16 protein-coding genes are annotated in these 16,159 nt (G+C 61.5%); 8 read left to right on the top strand and 8 right to left on the bottom strand.

The features are described from left to right. The first annotated feature begins 169 nt into the window (after positions 1–169). Together ABJN75_RS10270 and ABJN75_RS10275 are read left to right on the top strand one after the other, a co-directional pair. Complete coding sequence (locus ABJN75_RS10270) at positions 170–889, top strand: AzlC family ABC transporter permease (protein ID WP_348439359.1); 720 nt, start codon at positions 170–172, stop codon at positions 887–889. Further along, entirely contained in the window at positions 886–1,203 is a 318-nt protein-coding gene (locus ABJN75_RS10275; RefSeq protein WP_348439361.1) for an AzlD family protein, read from the top strand. The genes ABJN75_RS10270 and ABJN75_RS10275 overlap by 4 nt, the downstream gene beginning before the upstream one ends. Positions 1,204–1,300: 97 nt before the next feature. Here ABJN75_RS10275 and ABJN75_RS10280 read toward each other — a convergent pair whose 3' ends face one another. The 3 genes from ABJN75_RS10280 to ABJN75_RS10290 all read right to left on the bottom strand — a co-directional run bounded on the left by ABJN75_RS10280 (position 1,301) and on the right by ABJN75_RS10290 (position 4,966). Next, positions 1,301–1,759, bottom strand: coding sequence for a DUF892 family protein (locus ABJN75_RS10280; protein WP_348439363.1), 459 nt, complete (start codon positions 1,757–1,759; stop codon positions 1,301–1,303). Next, a complete protein-coding gene (locus ABJN75_RS10285; RefSeq protein WP_348439365.1) occupies positions 1,760–2,965 on the bottom strand; it encodes a hypothetical protein in 1,206 nt (401 codons plus the stop codon). A gap of 171 nt (positions 2,966–3,136) precedes the next feature. Then, positions 3,137–4,966, bottom strand: coding sequence for an aminopeptidase P family protein (locus ABJN75_RS10290; RefSeq protein WP_348439367.1), 1,830 nt, complete (start codon positions 4,964–4,966; stop codon positions 3,137–3,139). Positions 4,967–5,343: 377 nt separating this feature from the next. Between ABJN75_RS10290 and ABJN75_RS10295 the strand changes: the two genes are divergently transcribed. Next, complete coding sequence (locus tag ABJN75_RS10295) at positions 5,344–5,517, top strand: hypothetical protein (protein WP_348439368.1); 174 nt, start codon at positions 5,344–5,346, stop codon at positions 5,515–5,517. A 102-nt stretch (positions 5,518–5,619) separates the two neighbouring features. Here the strand turns inward: ABJN75_RS10295 and ABJN75_RS10300 are convergent, their stop codons facing one another. From ABJN75_RS10300 to ABJN75_RS10315, 4 genes are all read right to left on the bottom strand, one after another. After that, on the bottom strand, positions 5,620–6,507 hold the full coding sequence (locus tag ABJN75_RS10300; protein WP_348439370.1) for a 50S ribosomal protein L11 methyltransferase: 888 nt from the start codon (positions 6,505–6,507) through the stop codon (positions 5,620–5,622). Then, a complete protein-coding gene (locus ABJN75_RS10305) occupies positions 6,504–8,411 on the bottom strand; it encodes a sodium:proton antiporter (RefSeq protein ID WP_348439372.1) in 1,908 nt (635 codons plus the stop codon). Before ABJN75_RS10305 ends, ABJN75_RS10300 begins: the two co-directional genes overlap by 4 nt. 135 nt (positions 8,412–8,546) lie before the next feature. Then, positions 8,547–9,140: an SCO family protein gene (locus tag ABJN75_RS10310; RefSeq protein ID WP_348439374.1), complete on the bottom strand. Its 594-nt coding sequence runs from the start codon at positions 9,138–9,140 to the stop codon at positions 8,547–8,549. A gap of 77 nt (positions 9,141–9,217) precedes the next feature. Then, positions 9,218–9,391, bottom strand: a complete 174-nt coding sequence (locus ABJN75_RS10315) for a hypothetical protein (RefSeq protein ID WP_348439376.1) — start codon at positions 9,389–9,391, stop codon at positions 9,218–9,220. Between the two features lie 264 nt (positions 9,392–9,655). Here ABJN75_RS10315 and ABJN75_RS10320 point away from each other — a divergent pair, with 264 nt between their 5' ends. The 5 genes from ABJN75_RS10320 to ABJN75_RS10340 all read left to right on the top strand — a co-directional run bounded on the left by ABJN75_RS10320 (position 9,656) and on the right by ABJN75_RS10340 (position 15,312). Beyond that, complete coding sequence (locus tag ABJN75_RS10320) at positions 9,656–10,126, top strand: CreA family protein (RefSeq protein WP_348439388.1); 471 nt, start codon at positions 9,656–9,658, stop codon at positions 10,124–10,126. 77 nt (positions 10,127–10,203) lie between these two features. Beyond that, positions 10,204–12,909 (top strand): cation-transporting P-type ATPase, encoded by a 2,706-nt coding sequence (locus ABJN75_RS10325; protein WP_348439378.1) that lies wholly within the window; start codon positions 10,204–10,206, stop codon positions 12,907–12,909. A 122-nt stretch (positions 12,910–13,031) separates the two neighbouring features. Next, positions 13,032–14,387, top strand: a complete 1,356-nt coding sequence (locus tag ABJN75_RS10330; protein WP_348439380.1) for a hypothetical protein — start codon at positions 13,032–13,034, stop codon at positions 14,385–14,387. Beyond that, positions 14,384–14,734 carry an antitoxin Xre/MbcA/ParS toxin-binding domain-containing protein gene (locus ABJN75_RS10335; RefSeq protein ID WP_348439382.1) on the top strand — a complete coding sequence of 117 codons (351 nt, stop codon included), beginning with the start codon at positions 14,384–14,386 and terminating at the stop codon, positions 14,732–14,734. Before ABJN75_RS10330 ends, ABJN75_RS10335 begins: the two co-directional genes overlap by 4 nt. A gap of 2 nt (positions 14,735–14,736) precedes the next feature. After that, a complete protein-coding gene (locus ABJN75_RS10340; protein WP_348439384.1) occupies positions 14,737–15,312 on the top strand; it encodes an RES family NAD+ phosphorylase in 576 nt (191 codons plus the stop codon). A 6-nt stretch (positions 15,313–15,318) separates the two neighbouring features. Here the strand turns inward: ABJN75_RS10340 and ABJN75_RS10345 are convergent. Then, positions 15,319–16,159, bottom strand: an 841-nt coding sequence (locus ABJN75_RS10345; RefSeq protein WP_348439386.1) for a gamma-glutamyltransferase, incomplete at its 5' end; no start/stop codon positions are given.

The following is a 16,159-nucleotide window of genomic DNA, read 5'->3' on the forward strand; positions in this document are numbered from 1 at the left end:
CGAAGCCGTTGTTTTCGCAAAGGCGACCCCGCTCTTTCGGAACGCCCCAGCAGCCCCAAGCCATAACCGGCTGCCGCCGCTGCATCTCCCCGCTTCATCATAACATCAATCCTATTCAATTGACTGGTCAGCTATGCTGACCTATCCATCCGGCACAGGAGTGTCTTCCATGTCCCCATCCCGGTCGGATTTTTTCCAGGGCGTGCGCGCCAGTCTGCCGATTGTCGCCGCCGCGTCGCCGTTCGGCATGCTGTTTGGCGCGCTTGCGGTGGACAATGGCCTGAGTGTCGGCGAGGCGGTGCTGATGAGCGGCCTGGTGTTCGCCGGCGCCAGCCAGATGGTCGGGCTCGAGCTGTTCAGTTCGCACATCGCGCCGTGGATCATCGTGCTGTCGGTGTTCGCGGTCAATTTCCGCCATGTGCTCTATTCCGCCGCGCTCGGACGGCGGATGGGGGGGATGCCGGAATGGCAAAAGGCCATCGCCTTCTTCTTCCTCACCGATCCTCAATACGCGGCGTCGGAGGCGCGGGCCGACAACAAGATACCGGTGACGCTGATCTGGTACATGGGCATGGCGCTGCCGATCTATGTTCTGTGGGTGCTGGAAGCCTGGGTCGGCGCGCTGTTCGGCAGTCTGATCACCGACCCGGCCCTGTTCGGCATCGATTTCCTGCTGCCGGTCTATTTCCTCGGCCTGGTTCTCGGGTTCCGGACACGACCGAGCTGGCTGCCGGTGGTGATCGCTTCCAGTCTGGGGTCGATTGGCGCCTATTACAGCGTCGGCTCGCCCTGGCATGTCAGCCTCGGCGCGCTGGCCGGGGTGATTGTCGCGATGCTGCTGCCGCCGCCGCCGTCCGCTGATGTCGAAGCGGTGGAGCTGACGCCATGAACGGCGTGTTCTGGGGTGTTCCGGTCAATGTCTGGACCATCATCGCCGCGGCGATTGTCACCTATGGCACCCGCATCGGCGGGCATCTGGTGCTGTCCCGGTTCAAGCGCATTCCGCCACGCGTCGATGCGGCGCTCAATGCCGTGCCGGCGGCGGTGCTGACCACGCTGGTGGCTCCGGCGGCGGTGTCGAACGGTTCGGCCGAGGCGCTGACGCTTGCCGCCTGCCTGATCATCGGGCTCAGACTGCCGATGATGGCGATGTTTGCCATCGGCTGGGCGCTGATCATCGCGCTCAGGGGCGTGGGGCTTTGACGCTGCCGGATTGAACCGGCCGGTGCCGGTGGAGGTGTTGTCACGAAGCATGACACGGAAATGGCGGCAGCCGGAGGATTGTCCGGCTGCCCACCGGTCAGGCCGCCTTTGCCCGTTGATTGGCGAAGGAATCGGCCAGTTTGGTCAGATCGGTGTCGGTCTGGGATTCCTCGGTGAGGGTTTCATCAAACAGCTTGGCGGCGTCCTTCAGACCAAGTTCCTGCGCCCACCGCTTCAAGGTCCCGTAGCGGGTGATCTCATAATGCTCGACGGCCTGGGCCGATGAAATCAGGCCTGCGTCAAGGGCTGCGGTGCCCTTGAACTCGTCGATGATTTCCTCGCCCTCGGCGATGATGCCCTCGATGGCATCACAGGTCTTGCCGCGTGCGGGCTTGCCGAGAATCTCGAACACCTTCTGCAGCCGCTCGATCTGGCCTTCGGTCTGCTCGCGGTGCTTCTCGGATGCATCCTTGAGCTTGTCCGACGAAGCCGCGCGCTTCATCTTGGGAAGCGCCTTCAGGATCTTGCGTTCGGCATACGCTGGGTTTTGCGGCAATCAGGCTTCCACGGATTGTCCGAAGATCACGATCAGCACGCCAAGCACGGCAAGAGCGGCGAAGCCCAGGCCCCGCCGGCGCTGGCCCTGATCGCGGGCGTGGAGCACGGCAATGAGCGCCTGCAGCGCGTAGTAAAGCGCGAAGGCGCGGGAGGCGTAGCTGATGATTTCAAAAACATCGGCGGTCCAGGTCAGAACCAGTCCGACGGCGGTCAGCACGGCATAGGCCACTGGCGGTGTGATCCGGTTGGAGCTGAGTTCGGCGAACAGCCCGCCCGAGCCGCTGGTATCGGCAATTGCCGCGCTGAATTGCGCGGCCAGCGCCGCGGCGACCAGCAAGGCCGGCAAAATCGGCGCAACCACGGCCATCATGTCGACGATGGCCGTTTCCGAGAGCTTGAACTGGCTGCGCTCGAACACGTAAGCGGCAAGCAGGATGTAGATCATGTAGATGGCGGTCGACACCCATTGCGACCAGCGCATCGAGCGGATGCGGGTCTTGGCGTCGTAGTCCGCGCCCAGATAGCGTGATGTCTCGAAACCCTGAACCGTGACGATCAGCCCGAATGCCAGGGTCAGGGCGGACAGGCCGGTCTGGGTCGGCGCATTGAAGATCAGTCCGCCATTGCTGGCCTTGCCATAGAAAAACACCAGCAGACCAAGCAGCAGCCCTGCGATGATGGCGAGCTTGGCGGTGACCGAGACATACTCCATGCGTTCGAGCGATTTGAAACCCAGCGTCCAGCCCACCAGCAGGATGATTGCATACACGATCGATGTCAGCAGCTTCGCGTAGATCGGTTGGTCAAAACCTGTCAGGCTTACCCCGAATGATCCAAGCAGGTTGAGGTAGTAGGCAACCGAAATGATGTAGGCGAAGCCGAGCAGCCAGGAAGCCGCGACTTCCAGGTTTCGCTGCAATCCGGTATCGGCGGCGGTGTCGGCGCGGGCATCGATTGCCGCCATATTGTAGCGAATGGCGGCGCCATACAGATAGGCCCCGACACACAAGGCCGCCATGGCCAGCGGCGCATAGTCGCCATAGGCGACGGTGAGCAACGGACCAAGCACCAGAAAACCGCTGCCTATGATCGAGGCCAGCGGCGTGGTCACCGCCCGCCAGGTCGAGGATCTGCGCACCTGCGGCATAAACAGACCCAGCGCCACAATCAGCACCACCGCCGCTATCGATGAATTGAGCAACATGAAATCCGCAATGCCGCCAAGGACGGCTCCTCTAACACTTTGAACAAAGCTCGTATTCGCGGGATGGGGTGCTGTCCGTGTGCATCACCACGCGTTTGAAAACCCGTGCCATCGGGCTGACGCCAACGGGGGCAGGCAATCCGGGATTCGGCTGATCCGGCCGGGTCCGTCTCAAAGCGGGCCCGTCGCCGTTTCGAGCCATTCAAGCGCCGGATCGTCGCTGAGCAGCGGCGAAAGCTCGGCGCGCACCCGGGCGTGATAGGCGTCGAGCCAGGCCCGCTCGGTCGCATCGAGCAGATGGACGAGGATCAGCCGCTTGTCGATCGGACACAGAGTCAGCGTTTCAAAGCCCAGCATCGGCTTGTCGCCGCCGTCTATCTCGCGCGGCTCATGCACAGTGACCAGGTTCTCGATGCGGATGCCGAACGCCCCGTCGCGGTAGTAGCCCGGCTCGTTCGACACGATCATGCCCGGCAGCAACTCTTGCGTGCCGCGCCGCGAGATCGATTGCGGGCCTTCGTGGACCGACAGATAGCTGCCGACGCCGTGACCGGTGCCATGGGCGAAATCGGCGCCGGCCTGCCACAGCGCGATGCGGGCGAAGGCGTCGATGTCCATACCGCGGGTGCCTTCGGGAAAACGCAGGCAACTGATCGCGATCATGCCCTTGAGCACCAGCGTGAAGAACCGCTTCTGCTCCTGCGGCACATCTCCCACCGCCACCGTGCGGGTGATGTCGGTGGTGCCGGCGACATATTGCCCGCCGGAATCAATCAGCAGCATTTCGCCGGAATTGACCCGCCGGTTGGTTTGGGTGTTGACGCGGTAATGCATGATTGCGGCATTCGGGCCGGCGCCGGAAATGGTGTCGAAAGACAGCGCCTTCAGCGGCATCTGCATGGTTTCGCCGGTTGTGGCGCGGAACTGCTCGAGCCGGGTGGCCGCGCCGATCTCGTCGATCGTGCCCGGCGTCTGCCGGTCAAGCCAGGCGAGGAAGCGGACCATCGCGGCGCCGTCCTGGACGTGCACCCTGGCGCTGCCGGCAATCTCGGCCTCGTTCTTGCAGGCGCGGGGAAGCCGGGCCGGGTCGGGCGCGTTCAGCACTGTGCCGCCGGCCTTTTCGATCAGCAGGGAAATGGCATGGGACGCCACTGCCGGATCGATCATCACCGTGGCACCGGCCTTGCCGAGCTCTTTCAGGGCTTCGTCAAAGCTTGACGGCCGCTCCAGGTCGGCGATCTGGGTCAGATAGGCTTCCGCCTCGATCCCGGTCTTGCGCTTGTCGATGAACAGGCGCGGCAGGCCGGTGGCGGCAATGATGGCGCGCGACAGGGGATGCGGCGTCGAGGGCAGGTCCTGGCCACGAATGTTGAAGCTCCAGGCAACCGAGGAGGGGTCAGCGAGGATCACCGCGTCGGCTCCGGCCTCGGCGGCTGTTTGAGCAATCACCGCCAGCTTTTCACGCGCCAGAGTGCCGGCAAACTCGGTTGGCTGGATCGTCACCGTGCCGAGCGGCGGCTCGGGGCGGTCATCCCAGACCGCGTCGACCGGGTTGTGCTCGAGCAACACCAGCGAGCCGCCAATTGTCTTCAAAGCCGTTTCCAGTCGGGTCACTTCGCTGCCCGGCCATGTCCACGGATCGATGCCAAGCCGGAGGCCTTCGAGCCCGCAGTCCTGAAGAAAGCTGGCCAAGGGCGTGGCGATCAGATCCTGATACCGGAACACCTGGCCATCGGTTTGCGCCCGGACCTGCGCCGCATAGCGTCCATCGACGAAAATGTGGGCCTCGTCTTCGAGCACCAGCACCAGTCCCGCTGATCCGGTGAAGCCGGTGAGCCAGGCCAGCCGTTCGGCGCAGTCGGGCACATATTCGCCGAGATACTCGTCCGAGCGCGGCACCGCGACGGCGTCGACACCGGATGCGCCAAACCCGGTGCGTAGCCGCGCCAGTCTGGTCGCCGCCTGATCCGGGGAGGAGAGCACTTCGAAATTCTGGAACATGAACGGATTGTCCTTGCGATTGCGGCTGAGAGGTCTCGATTTGCCGGACCTTACAGCGTTGCGCCGGAAAGTGGAATCGGATCAGCGCAGTGATTTTGCGTTCATGCACCGGGGTGTCGCGAAAGCGGTTCGCCGCTGTGGATCCCGGAAGCTTGCGAATTGTCCCCGGCCAGGTCCGCTTCAGCCAGCATGCCCAAATTTCCGCCGTTGTTGCAAGGCAAAGCCATCGCCTATGCACAATTACGCGGCATGAGCGTCTAGTGCATGCGCATTGTGCATAGCTGCACTGCAACATAAACTCTGCACATTGGCGCCAAAACACCTATCTTGGGTTTGCAGGAGGACAGAGCAATCACTTACCCAAAGGGGATTAACACATGTCCGGTAACTTTTTTCAGAATGCCTTCGACCGTCTCGTCAGCGCCCGTGAGCGCCAGGTTCGCCGCTATGTGAATGGCGCACTTCTCGGGATGGACGACGCCCAGCTCAAGGCTCTTGGCCGCACCCGCGAAGAACTTAAGCGCGAAGGCGCGCAGGCCTACTTCTTCTAGGCGCTTCCAAACGCTTCGGGCCGCAACAAAGGCCCGCTGACCATTCCAACGGCTCCCTTCAAGGGGGCCGTTTTTGATTCCGAAGCAGTCATCCGCTGCCGCTCATTTCAGATGGATCGTCACCCAGCCGTTGCGCCACAGGGTCCGGATGTGGCGCATGCCCTGGCCGTTGAAGGCGGCGAGCACCTGCCGGCGCTGGCTTGCCAGAATTCCCGACAGGATCACCGAGCCGCCGGAGCCAAGATTTCGTTTGATGTCCGGCGCCATGCGCATCAGCGGGCGGGCCAGAATATTGGCGATGATCAGTCCGAACGGACCTTTGTGCGAAAACGCTGTGGAGTGAAACCCTGTCGCCGTGACGCATTCGATCTGGGCGGAGCAATTGTTGCTCCGGACATTGTCCCGCGCCACCCGGGTGGCCACCGGGTCGATGTCGGTGGCCAGAACCCGGACCGGGCCGAGTTTCGCCGCGGCGATGGCCAGAACCCCGGAGCCTGTGCCCAGATCGAGCACCGGGTTGACGCCGCGCGGTCCGCCAGGGGCTGCGCGCATGACTTTCTCGATCATTTCCAGACAGCCTGCCGTGGTGCCGTGATGGCCGGTGCCGAAGGCCTGTCCTGCTTCCAGTTCGATGGCCAGGTCATTGATGCGGACGGCATCCCGGTCATGGCTGCCATGCACCAGAAACCGCCCGGCACGGACCGGCTTCAGCCCTTCCAGCGACTTGGCGATCCAGTCGGTCTGGCCGAAGATTTCGATCTCGATCGGCACGTCGGGAAAATCCCGCGCCAGGCAGTCGGCGACCCGGGCTTTCAGCCCGTCGTCGGGATCGTCTGTGGCGTAAACCGAGGCTTCCCAAACCCCCATGGTCTCGTCGACCTCCATAGTGGCAATCGGCACGCCTTCGTCCTCGAACACGTCGGAGAGCAGATCGAGCGCCCGGCCAGCGCCGGCCTCATCCGTGACGATATAATAGCGGTGGTCGCTCACGATGGTATGTTTCCCTGATCTGTGCCGCTCGCTTTGGTCCCGGGCTTGGTGTCGGTCACGGTCTTGGCGGCAAGCGTGACTTCCGCCTTGCGGGCGGTCTTGCTGGCGGCCTCGGCGCGGGCTTCGTCCTTGGGCATGGCGAAACTGAGAATCCGGTCGTTCTGCCCCGGTGAACTCGACGCGGTGGCGGCAAACACCAGTGTGCCCGAAGGCTTGATCCACAACAGCACCAGCGCGCCATCGGGACGGGAGTCCTTGTAGTCCGCCCAGCCATATTCATCGGTCAGCCGGGTGAGTTGAAATGTCCAGCCACCAAGAAGCTTTTCGCGCAGATCATGAAAGCTGACCGGCTCCTTGGTCAGCGAGCGTCCACCAAGCGTGAAATTGAGCGCCTGGCGCGCCTTCTCGTCGATGCGGCCGATCTGGAAGACATGGCTGCGGCCCAGTTCCGGTCCGAAGTCGGTGCAAACCAGCGCGTTGTAGGCGTCGTTGTCGCCGGCCGCGATGAGCGACGAAAAACTCTTCGGATCGATTGCATGGTGGGCCGATTCCGACAGCACCTCGCCGAAATACACCGGGATGCTGGCAAGCCGCGCCTCGGCCAGGTGGTTCCAGTTCTGGTCGGCGAGCAACACCGGAACCTCGGCTTCATTGAGTTTCTTGGCCAGCGCCGTCGACCACCTGGAACCACCGACAATCAGGATGCCCGGTTTGGAGGTCTTCTTCAGTTCCAGGAACCGCGCCAGCGGGGCAAGCGTGAAGCCGTGCAGCACGATGGTGGTGACCACGACCGCGAAACTGAACGCGACCATGCGGCCTGCGTCCGCAACCCCGGCGTCGGCCAGCAGGGTTCCGAACAGGCCGGAGACGGCAACGGCGACAACACCGCGCGGGGCGATCCATGAAGTCAGGATCCGCTCCTGTATCGTCGCGCCGGACTTGATCGTGGCCAGCATGATCGCCACCGGACGGATGACCAACAGCAGCGAAGCGACAAACAGCGCCGCCTGCCAGTCGAGCGAGCGGATGTCCTCAATGCTCAGCGAAGCGGTGAGAATGATGAAAATGCCGGACACCAGCAGCGTGGTGATGGTTTCCTTGAAGCGGCGCATGTCGGTGAGAGAGGCGATGCGGCTGTTGGCCAGCACCATGCCCATCACGGTCACGGTCAGCAGCCCGGCTTCTTCCAGCACCAGATTGCTTGCCGCATAGACCGCCACCACGGTGGCAAGCAGCACCGGCGCCTTGAGATATTCAGGCACATGCCCGCGAACGAAGGACCAGACGATCAGTTTCGCTCCGGCCCAGCCGCTGCCGACCGCCAGCACGAACCCGCCGATGACGAGGGCAAACAGGTTGTCGGCCTGATGCAGGCCGATATAGACCAGGATGACTTCGAAGGCGACAACCGCGAACAAGGCGCCGATCGGGTCGTTGACGATGGCTTCCCAGCGCAGCAGCGATGCCGGACGGGCGTCGAGCTGGGCCTGGCGCAGCAGCGGCATGATCACCGTCGGACCGGTGACCACCAGAATGGCGCCCAGCACGATCGCCGTCGGCCAGCTCAGGCCGCCGATGTGATGGGCGGCGACGGCGGCCATGGCCCAGGTCAGCGGCCCGGCATACATGATGATGCGTCGGACCGCCGTCGAGGTTTCGCGGATTTCCTTGAAATTGAGCGTCAGCCCGCCTTCAAACAGGATGATTGCCACCGCAATCGAGACCATCGGCCGGTAAACCGCGCCAAAATCGGCGGCCGGATCGAGAAAGCCCGTGGCCGGACCGGCAATGAAACCCGCCGCCAGCAGCAGCACGATGGCCGGCAGTTGCAGCCGCCAGGCAAACCACTGGGCCGCGATTCCGGCGGTGCCGATCACGGCAAGTTTGAAAACGATGTCATCCATGCCATTCCCCTGTCGCACCGCGTGTCATTTGAAGTCACTCCGCCCCACGCTCTCTGGAGGCGCGCAGGACGCTGTAGAATATTGAACTGGCGCTTGTGGCCTGCCGGTCAAGCAAATCCGATTGATCGCGACGCTCTATAGCAGGTTCTCGAGTTTGGCTATTGCCGTGTCGGGGTTTTCTCCCCAGGCAATGGTGCTCTTGAAACGGCCTTTGGCGTCGAGCAGGAACACCGAAGCTGTGTGATCCATGGTGTAGTCGCCGTCCGGATCCTGGGTGTCGACCGGCACCTTCTTGGCGTAGATGTTGAAGCCCTTGATCACCTGGGCCACCTTTTCGGGCGGGCCGGAAATGCCGATGACGCGATCGGTGACGCCTGACACATAATTGCCCAGCAGTTCCGGCGAGTCGCGCTCGGGATCGACGGTGATGAAATAGGCGCCGATCCTGTCGCCGTCCGGGTCGACCTGCTTGAGCCAGCCGTCGAGCTCAAACAGCGTGGTCGGGCAGACTTCCGGGCAATGGGTGAAGCCGAAGAACAGCGCCGTGGGCCGGCCGACAAACGCCGCCTGGGTGATTGGATTGCCGGATTGGTCGACAAGCTCGAACGGCACGCCATAGGGCTTGGCGGCAATCTGGTTTTCGGTTTTTTGCCACTCATAGGTGAACCAGCCCAGCGCAACCGCCAGCGCGGCAATCAGGGCCCAGAGGACGAGGCGTATGGCTTTCATCGAAGTCTCCAGCTTGGCCGCTGAAGGAGCGGCCGGTTCGGCCCGGACGCAAACGGGCCGGCAATTTCGTTACGGGATCAGAAGCACCAGGCCAGACCATTGGCGGCAAGCGCATAGAGCAGCGCCGGCCCGTTGCTTTGCCAGGCGGCGAAAGCCAGTCCGGTCAGCATCGCAGCGGCAATCAGGCCGATGGCGAGGGCAATCTGGTTTCGCAATCCCGATTGGCGGTGAGGCACAGATGGTGTGGTCATCCGCCTTATCTAGCGCGCGGCGTGGACGATGCCAAGCGTCAAGACGCTTTCGGTCGCCGCGGTGCGAAGTCACAGGTCCGGATGCGACGCCAGCGTGGTTTTGCGGCTCCGTCAGATCCGGACAGGTCTTTCAATTGTCCCCTCTTGGCTCCATATCATCATCCACAGATGCAAACCGGGTAGCCGGCGCACAGCCCGGCCAGCAGACGGAGCGTGCGAACAAGGAGACAGTTCATGACCCTCAAACAGCAGATCCTCTCCACCATGTCAGCCGGAATGATTGCCGCCGCGTGTCTGGCCACGCCCGCGCTGGCCGAACAGGTCGGCGAGGTCGGGGTCGACTGGCTCGGCAACGACATTCTGATTGATGCGGTGACCGACCCGGAAGTTGCGGGCGTGACCTGCCATGTCGCCTATTTCGACCGCGGCGTCATCGACCGGCTGCAGAAAGGCAACTGGTTCGAGGATCCCTCCAACGCCTCCATCGCCTGCCGCCAGACCGGCCCGATCACCATCAAGGACATCGATCTCGACGAGGACGGCGACGTGGTGTTCAAGGAATCGCGCTCGCTGATCTGGAAATCGCTGGTGGTGCGCCGGATCTACGACAAGATGAACGACACGCTGATCTATCTGGTCAATTCGCAGCAGGTCCAGGACGGCTCGGCCAAGATGAACATTTCCACCGTGCCGCTCTACGGCCAGGAGGTGGTGTGGGAAAACGGCAAGCCGTAAGTCTGCCCGACTGTTTGATTGGGTGGAGTTTGATCTTTGTCATGCTGATTTGACGGCTTTTGTGGTTCTGTCCGGCAATGGGCGACCGGACCGATTCCATTCAAAAGGCAGGCATTCATGTGATACCAGACAGGCTTGAAAACGCGCATTCGCAGCCGGTGCAAGACATCGAAAACCGGCTTGAGGCTGACCTTTCGACAGGTCTCGACCCGGCACAGGTCCGTCACAGGCTGAAGAGTTACGGCCCCAATCAGCTGCGCCGCCAGCAAACCAGAAACGTGCTGGCCATCTTGGCGCACCAGTTCAACAGCATCATCGTCTGGCTGCTGGCGGGCGCGGCCCTGCTGTCATTTGTGCTTGGCGATATCGCCGAAGGTGTGGCGATTGTCGTCGTCCTGCTGATCAACGGCGGTATCGGGTTCATCACCGAACTGCGGGCGGCGCGGTCGATGGAAGCCCTGATGCGCATCGCCGAGGTAAAGACGCGTGTCCGCCGCGACGGGCATCAGCGCATCGTCGACGCACACGAGCTGGTGCCCGGCGACGTCGTCATTCTTGAGGCAGGTGACATTGTCACCGCCGATTTGCGGATCAGCCAGGCCTCGAACCTGCAGGTGGACGAATCCGTCCTGACTGGGGAATCGGTCCCGGTCCTCAAATCCACCAAGCCGGTTCCCCCGGATGCCACGCTCGGTGACAGAGCCTGCATGGCGTTCAAAGCAACGGCAATCACCCAAGGCACCGGCGAGGGGCTGGTCGTTGCTACCGGCATGAAAACCGAAATCGGCCGCATCAGCGATCTGGTCCAGAGCGCCGAAAGCGAAGCAGCCCCCCTGGAAAAACGGCTCGACAGGCTCGGACACCGGCTGGTGTGGCTGACTTTCGTGCTCGCAGCACTGACCATCGGCGCCGGCATCCTGCGCGGCCATGAGGTGGTCGCGATGATTCAGACCGGGGTGGCGCTGGCAGTGGCTGCCGTGCCGGAAGGGCTTCCGGTGGTCGCCACGCTCAGCCTGGCGCGCGGCATGTGGCGCATGGCCCAGCGCAACGCGGTGATCACAAGGCTGTCCTCGGTCGAGACGCTGGGCGCCACCACGGTGATTCTGACCGACAAGACCGGGACACTGACCGAAAACCGGATGACGGCGGTGCGCTACCTGCTTGACGGTGGCGATGTCGAGCTTGAAGGGCGCGAGAGCGACGGGCGTGATCCGGCATCTGACGATCCGTTGATCTGGGCAGTCAGGATCGGGGCGCTGTGCAACAATGCCGAATTGGGCGACGGCAAGGCAGACGGCCGGGTCGGCGATCCGATGGAACTGGCGTTGCTGGCGGTCGCCAAAACATCAGGTGTCAGCCGTGCCGGCCTTGTGAAAGAGTTTCCGGAAATCCGTGGGCACGCCTTTGATCCCGATGCCAAGATGATGGCGACGGTGCATGCTGACGATGGACACTGTCTTGTCGCGGTCAAGGGTGCGCCGGAGGCGATTATTGACAGCGCTGATGCGGTGCTGACCATGGAAGGTCCGCAGCGTCTTGACGAGACGTCGCGCGCGCTGTGGAAAAGCCGCAGCTCGAAAGCGGCCCGGGAAGGCCTCAGGCTGCTGGGACTGGCGATGAAGCGCAGCGATGATGAGGATGCCGCCCCATACACCGGCCTGACGCTGGTGGGGCTCGTCTGCCTGCTTGACCCGGTCCGCGAGGACGTGCCGCCGGCGATCCGCGCGTGCCGGGCAGCCGGTGTGCGGGTTGTCATGATGACCGGCGATCATGCCGACACGGCCGCCACCATCGCCCGGCAGGCGGGGCTTGGCGACGGCGATCTGAGCGTGATCGAAGGCCGCGAGATCGCCGGGCTTGATGCTGACACGGTGAACGACGAGCTGCGCAACCGCATTTTGACGGCGGATGTGTTTGCCCGGGTGGCGCCGGAGACCAAGCTCAGCCTCGTATCGATCTATCAACAGGCCGGCCATGTCGTGGCGATGACCGGCGATGGTGTCAACGACGCACCGGCGCTGAAGAAGGCCGATATCGGCGTCGCCATGGGCAAGCGCGGCACCCAGGTCGCCCAGCAGGCAGCGCACATGGTGCTGCGCGACGACCAGTTCGCCACCATCATCATGGCCATGCGGCAGGGCCGGGTGATCTTCGACAATATCCGCAAATTCGTGGTCTATCTGATGTCGTGCAATGTCAGCGAGGTGCTGGTCGTCGGTCTTGCCGTGGGCGTGGGGCTGCCGATGCCGCTGCTGCCGCTGCAGATCCTGTTTCTCAATCTGGTCACCGATGTCTTCCCGGCCTTTGCGCTGGGGCTGGGCAAGGGCGATCAAAACGTCATGCACAAACCGCCGCGCGATCCGGACGAGCCGATCATGGACCGCCCACGCTGGACGCTGATCGGCGTGCTCGGCGCGGCCATCACAGTGTCCACGCTTGGCGCCTTCATGCTGGCGCTCGACTGGCTCAAGCTGGAAGCCGAGGCTGCCGTCACCGTGGCGTTTCTGACCCTGGCGCTGGCGCAATTGTGGAACGTGTTCAACATGCGCGATGCGGACGCCGGCCTGTTCAGCAACGACGTCACCCGCAACCCTTACGTCTGGGGCGCGCTGGTGCTGTGTCTGGGGCTGATCGGCATGGCGCACTGGCTGCCTTCGCTCGCCAGCCTTTTGGGCCTGCCTGATCCGGGCACGCAAGGACTGGCACTGTCGCTCGCCGCAAGCCTGGCGCCGCTGCTGCTGGGGCAGATCTGGCTCGCGCTGGCGCGACCCGGAAAGCGGTGAGGGGCGGGTTTTATTTCTTTTGCGGGTAACGGGCATTCTCGTAATACCAAGAGTGAATTGATTGACATTTCCAAATCGGTTTCATAATATTAGTTTGTGAAACCGATTTGGAGAATCCTTCTATGGCCGCCAAGATCGTACGATTTCCCCACAAAACGCCGCCCGTAGTGCCGCTGGCGCAATTTATTCGATTAGGCGAGCAGTCTCATAAGAGAGTATCGAGCCTGTTTGTCGAAGGGCACCTTGCGGCAAACCGTGTGGTGGTGGACGCATCACGTCTTCGCTATCTGCGTAGCCAGATAAAGCAATTCAAAGAGGCGGGGGTTGAGGTTGTCCTGGACACCAAAGCGGCCGAATTGGCCGCGCCGCTCAAATTTGCAGGCAGCGCCAAAGACGTGCCATGGTCGCAGGTATCAGGCGGTGACCTTGTTGGAATGCCTTACTATTTGTCGGGCCATCCAAGCGACATTTACGGACAAATCGCACGCTGTGCAGTTGAGTATGGTGTTGATGCCGTACTGTCCCCGGGCCATTTCCTCGGTGACAAAAACTGTGACAGTTGGTTGGATGTTGATCGAGCTGGCTGCATTCAACTGCGTGCAGCGCTGGATCGCGAAGGCGGGCGGCATATTGCGATTGATTATCTGCTGATCGTACCGCATTTGATGCTCAATGATGCAACGGCGCGACAAAATATCATGAACGCCTTGGCCGACTTGCCCTTTGATAATTTGTGGATCAGGGCATCTGGGTTTGGTAATGATTCACCCGCTCAGCCAACCGTCGCCTTCATCTCAGCGCTAACAAAGCTGCATAACCTTGGAAGGCCAATCATCACCGACTATCTGGGTGGATTGATTGGCGAGGCAGTTATGGCGCTTGGTGCGGCATCTGGTTTTGCCCATGGCGTAGGTGAAAGTGAGCGTTTTGATGCGCGCCAATGGCACAATCCACCTAAAGAACGCGACCCAGAGAAGTCAGGCGGACGCGCCATTCGTATTAGCTTGGCTGCAATCAACAAATCATTGACAGTGAAAGAGTATGAAACATTGCTCTCTGCAACTGGCGGCAAGCGCTTGCTTTTACCAAGCAGCCATGTGGCTGGTTTGAGAACAGCAGCTGACATTATCGCTGAGCCGAAGATTTTGGCTTCCCGAGAAGCGGTTTCCAATTTTAATGCTCTAAATGACGTACCCAATGCCCATCGGGCGACCCATTTCATTCAGCACCGTATGGAATCGGCCGTAGAGCGGGCAAGGCAAATCAAGAATTTAACCCCCAAACCTGAGATCGCACGATCAAAAGATGTCGATCCCGAGAAACTGATGACGCGTATGAGTAAACTCCACAAAGACATGAGCCGCCAATCAAACTCTCTGACGGAATTGTATGAGAAACTGAAGGATGCAGGCACATCTGCGCGAGCGGTACATCGCTTGTCGTCGTTAGAAGAACGCGCACGAGGAGGGAAGTCATGAATGTCGTTGCGACCAATTCGATTGCTCGTAATCTTGCGGAAATCGAAGCCGTTGGCGGGCTGCGTGGCACCGACATTGCCAATCTGACGGATGTGTCTAAAGCCACTGTCTCGCGTTGGCGCAGCGGAAGTGCAAAGCCACAGCCCAAGAATGAAATGGTTCTGGCTGATCTTGTCTATATCGTGCGGCGACTCCAGGATTATTATACGGAGGAAGAAATCAGGACATGGCTCTATTCCCGCCACCCGCAACTGGGCGGAGAGCGTGCTGTGGATTTGATTCATCAAGAGCGCACCATTGAAGTTCTGGATATTCTCAATCGCCTAGACTCTGACGGGTATCTATAACCGTGAGCGCTTTTCTTCCCCGTGACAACAAACTGCTGGATGCGCTGGAAGCGCTTGATGTCGATCCATTTGACGCAACCGTGTGGCGCGTCGTCAGGGTAGGGCGTGATCCGTGCCAATGTTCTGCGGCAGGCAACCGTTGGGATACGGGCGATTTTGACGTTCTTTATACGTCGCTGACGCGCGAAGGTGCCATTGCAGAGATGTATTTTCATCTCAAACGTGGTCAGCCTGTTTTCCCATCAAAGCTGCGCTACACGCTGCATGAGATCAAAGTGACGCTCAATGGGGTCTATGATTTGTCAGATCGAACCGCGCTGCAAAAGCTCGGTGTGGATATGAGCCAATATGGCCAGCTCGCCTATCTCAGCCGCAAAGCAGAGTATCCGACATGCCAGCAAGTTGGCGATGCGGCTCATTTTCTGGGTTCAACTGAACCAGGTGATCCGTCTGGCGTGCTTGTTCCCAACGCCAGGCATGATTGCGCCAATCTGGTAATTTTTTGCGACCACACCAAGCCACATGAATTTGAAGAAGTAGCAAACCATGGCGTCGTCGACTGGACGATCGTTAAATAAATCCCCTCAATACCCCACAGTCGCCGATCCCGTCCGTCTCGGGTCCGAAGCGCCGAGCAGCAGGCCCTTGCCAGCGTCGACATGGATCGACTGGGTCGAGCCCATCACGCTTTTGACCGCAATCCTGTGGCCCTTGGCCTCGAGTGCCGCCACCGTGTCGCGCGACAGGCCGCCCTCCTCGACGCGGATTTCGTCGGGCAGCCACTGGTGGTGAATGCGCGCGGCGTTGGTGGCTTCGGCGACGTTCATGGAGTGATCGATCATGTTGGAGATCAGCTGCAGCGTGGTGGTGATGATGCGCGAGCCGCCGGGGCTGCCGGTGACGAGATACGGCTTGCCATCCTTGAGCACAATCGTCGGGCTCATCGACGACAGCGGCCGTTTGCCGGGCTCCACTGCATTGGCGTCGCCGCCGATCAGGCCATAGGCGTTGGGCACGCCCGGCTTGGCGGAGAAATCATCCATCTCGTTGTTGAGCAGCACCCCGGTGCCCTTGGCCGTCATGCCCGAGCCATAGGAGAAATTCAGCGTGTAGGTGTTGGACACCGCGTTGCCATATTGATCGACAATGGAGAAATGCGTGGTCTGGTCGCTCTCGTAGGGCGCCAGCTTGCCCGGCTTGATTGTTTCCGAGGGCGTGGCGCGGTTGAGGCTGATGCCGTCGCGGATCTTGGCCGCATAGGCCTTCGAGGTCAGCGCCTTGACCGGCACATCGGCAAAATCCGGGTCGCCGAGATATTCCGAGCGGTCGGCATAGGCGCGCTTCATCGCCTCCGCCATCAGATGGATGGTTTCAGACGAATTGTGCCCGAGGAAGCCGATCGGATAGCCCTCCATCACATTGAGG

The organism is Hoeflea sp. (assembly GCF_039975035.1).
Classification (GTDB): domain Bacteria; phylum Pseudomonadota; class Alphaproteobacteria; order Rhizobiales; family Rhizobiaceae; genus Hoeflea.

Coding starts and splice junctions, on each gene's coding strand:
- ABJN75_RS10270 (WP_348439359.1), top strand. CDS start 170: ATGTCCCCATCCCGGTCGGATTTTTTCCAGGGCGTGCGCGCCAGTCTG.
- ABJN75_RS10275 (WP_348439361.1), top strand. CDS start 886: ATGAACGGCGTGTTCTGGGGTGTTCCGGTCAATGTCTGGACCATCATC.
- ABJN75_RS10285 (WP_348439365.1), bottom strand. CDS start 2,965: ATGTTGCTCAATTCATCGATAGCGGCGGTGGTGCTGATTGTGGCGCTG.
- ABJN75_RS10290 (WP_348439367.1), bottom strand. CDS start 4,966: ATGTTCCAGAATTTCGAAGTGCTCTCCTCCCCGGATCAGGCGGCGACC.
- ABJN75_RS10295 (WP_348439368.1), top strand. CDS start 5,344: ATGTCCGGTAACTTTTTTCAGAATGCCTTCGACCGTCTCGTCAGCGCC.
- ABJN75_RS10305 (WP_348439372.1), bottom strand. CDS start 8,411: ATGGATGACATCGTTTTCAAACTTGCCGTGATCGGCACCGCCGGAATC.
- ABJN75_RS10310 (WP_348439374.1), bottom strand. CDS start 9,140: ATGAAAGCCATACGCCTCGTCCTCTGGGCCCTGATTGCCGCGCTGGCG.
- ABJN75_RS10315 (WP_348439376.1), bottom strand. CDS start 9,391: ATGACCACACCATCTGTGCCTCACCGCCAATCGGGATTGCGAAACCAG.
- ABJN75_RS10320 (WP_348439388.1), top strand. CDS start 9,656: ATGTCAGCCGGAATGATTGCCGCCGCGTGTCTGGCCACGCCCGCGCTG.
- ABJN75_RS10325 (WP_348439378.1), top strand. CDS start 10,204: ATGGGCGACCGGACCGATTCCATTCAAAAGGCAGGCATTCATGTGATA.
- ABJN75_RS10330 (WP_348439380.1), top strand. CDS start 13,032: ATGGCCGCCAAGATCGTACGATTTCCCCACAAAACGCCGCCCGTAGTG.
- ABJN75_RS10335 (WP_348439382.1), top strand. CDS start 14,384: ATGAATGTCGTTGCGACCAATTCGATTGCTCGTAATCTTGCGGAAATC.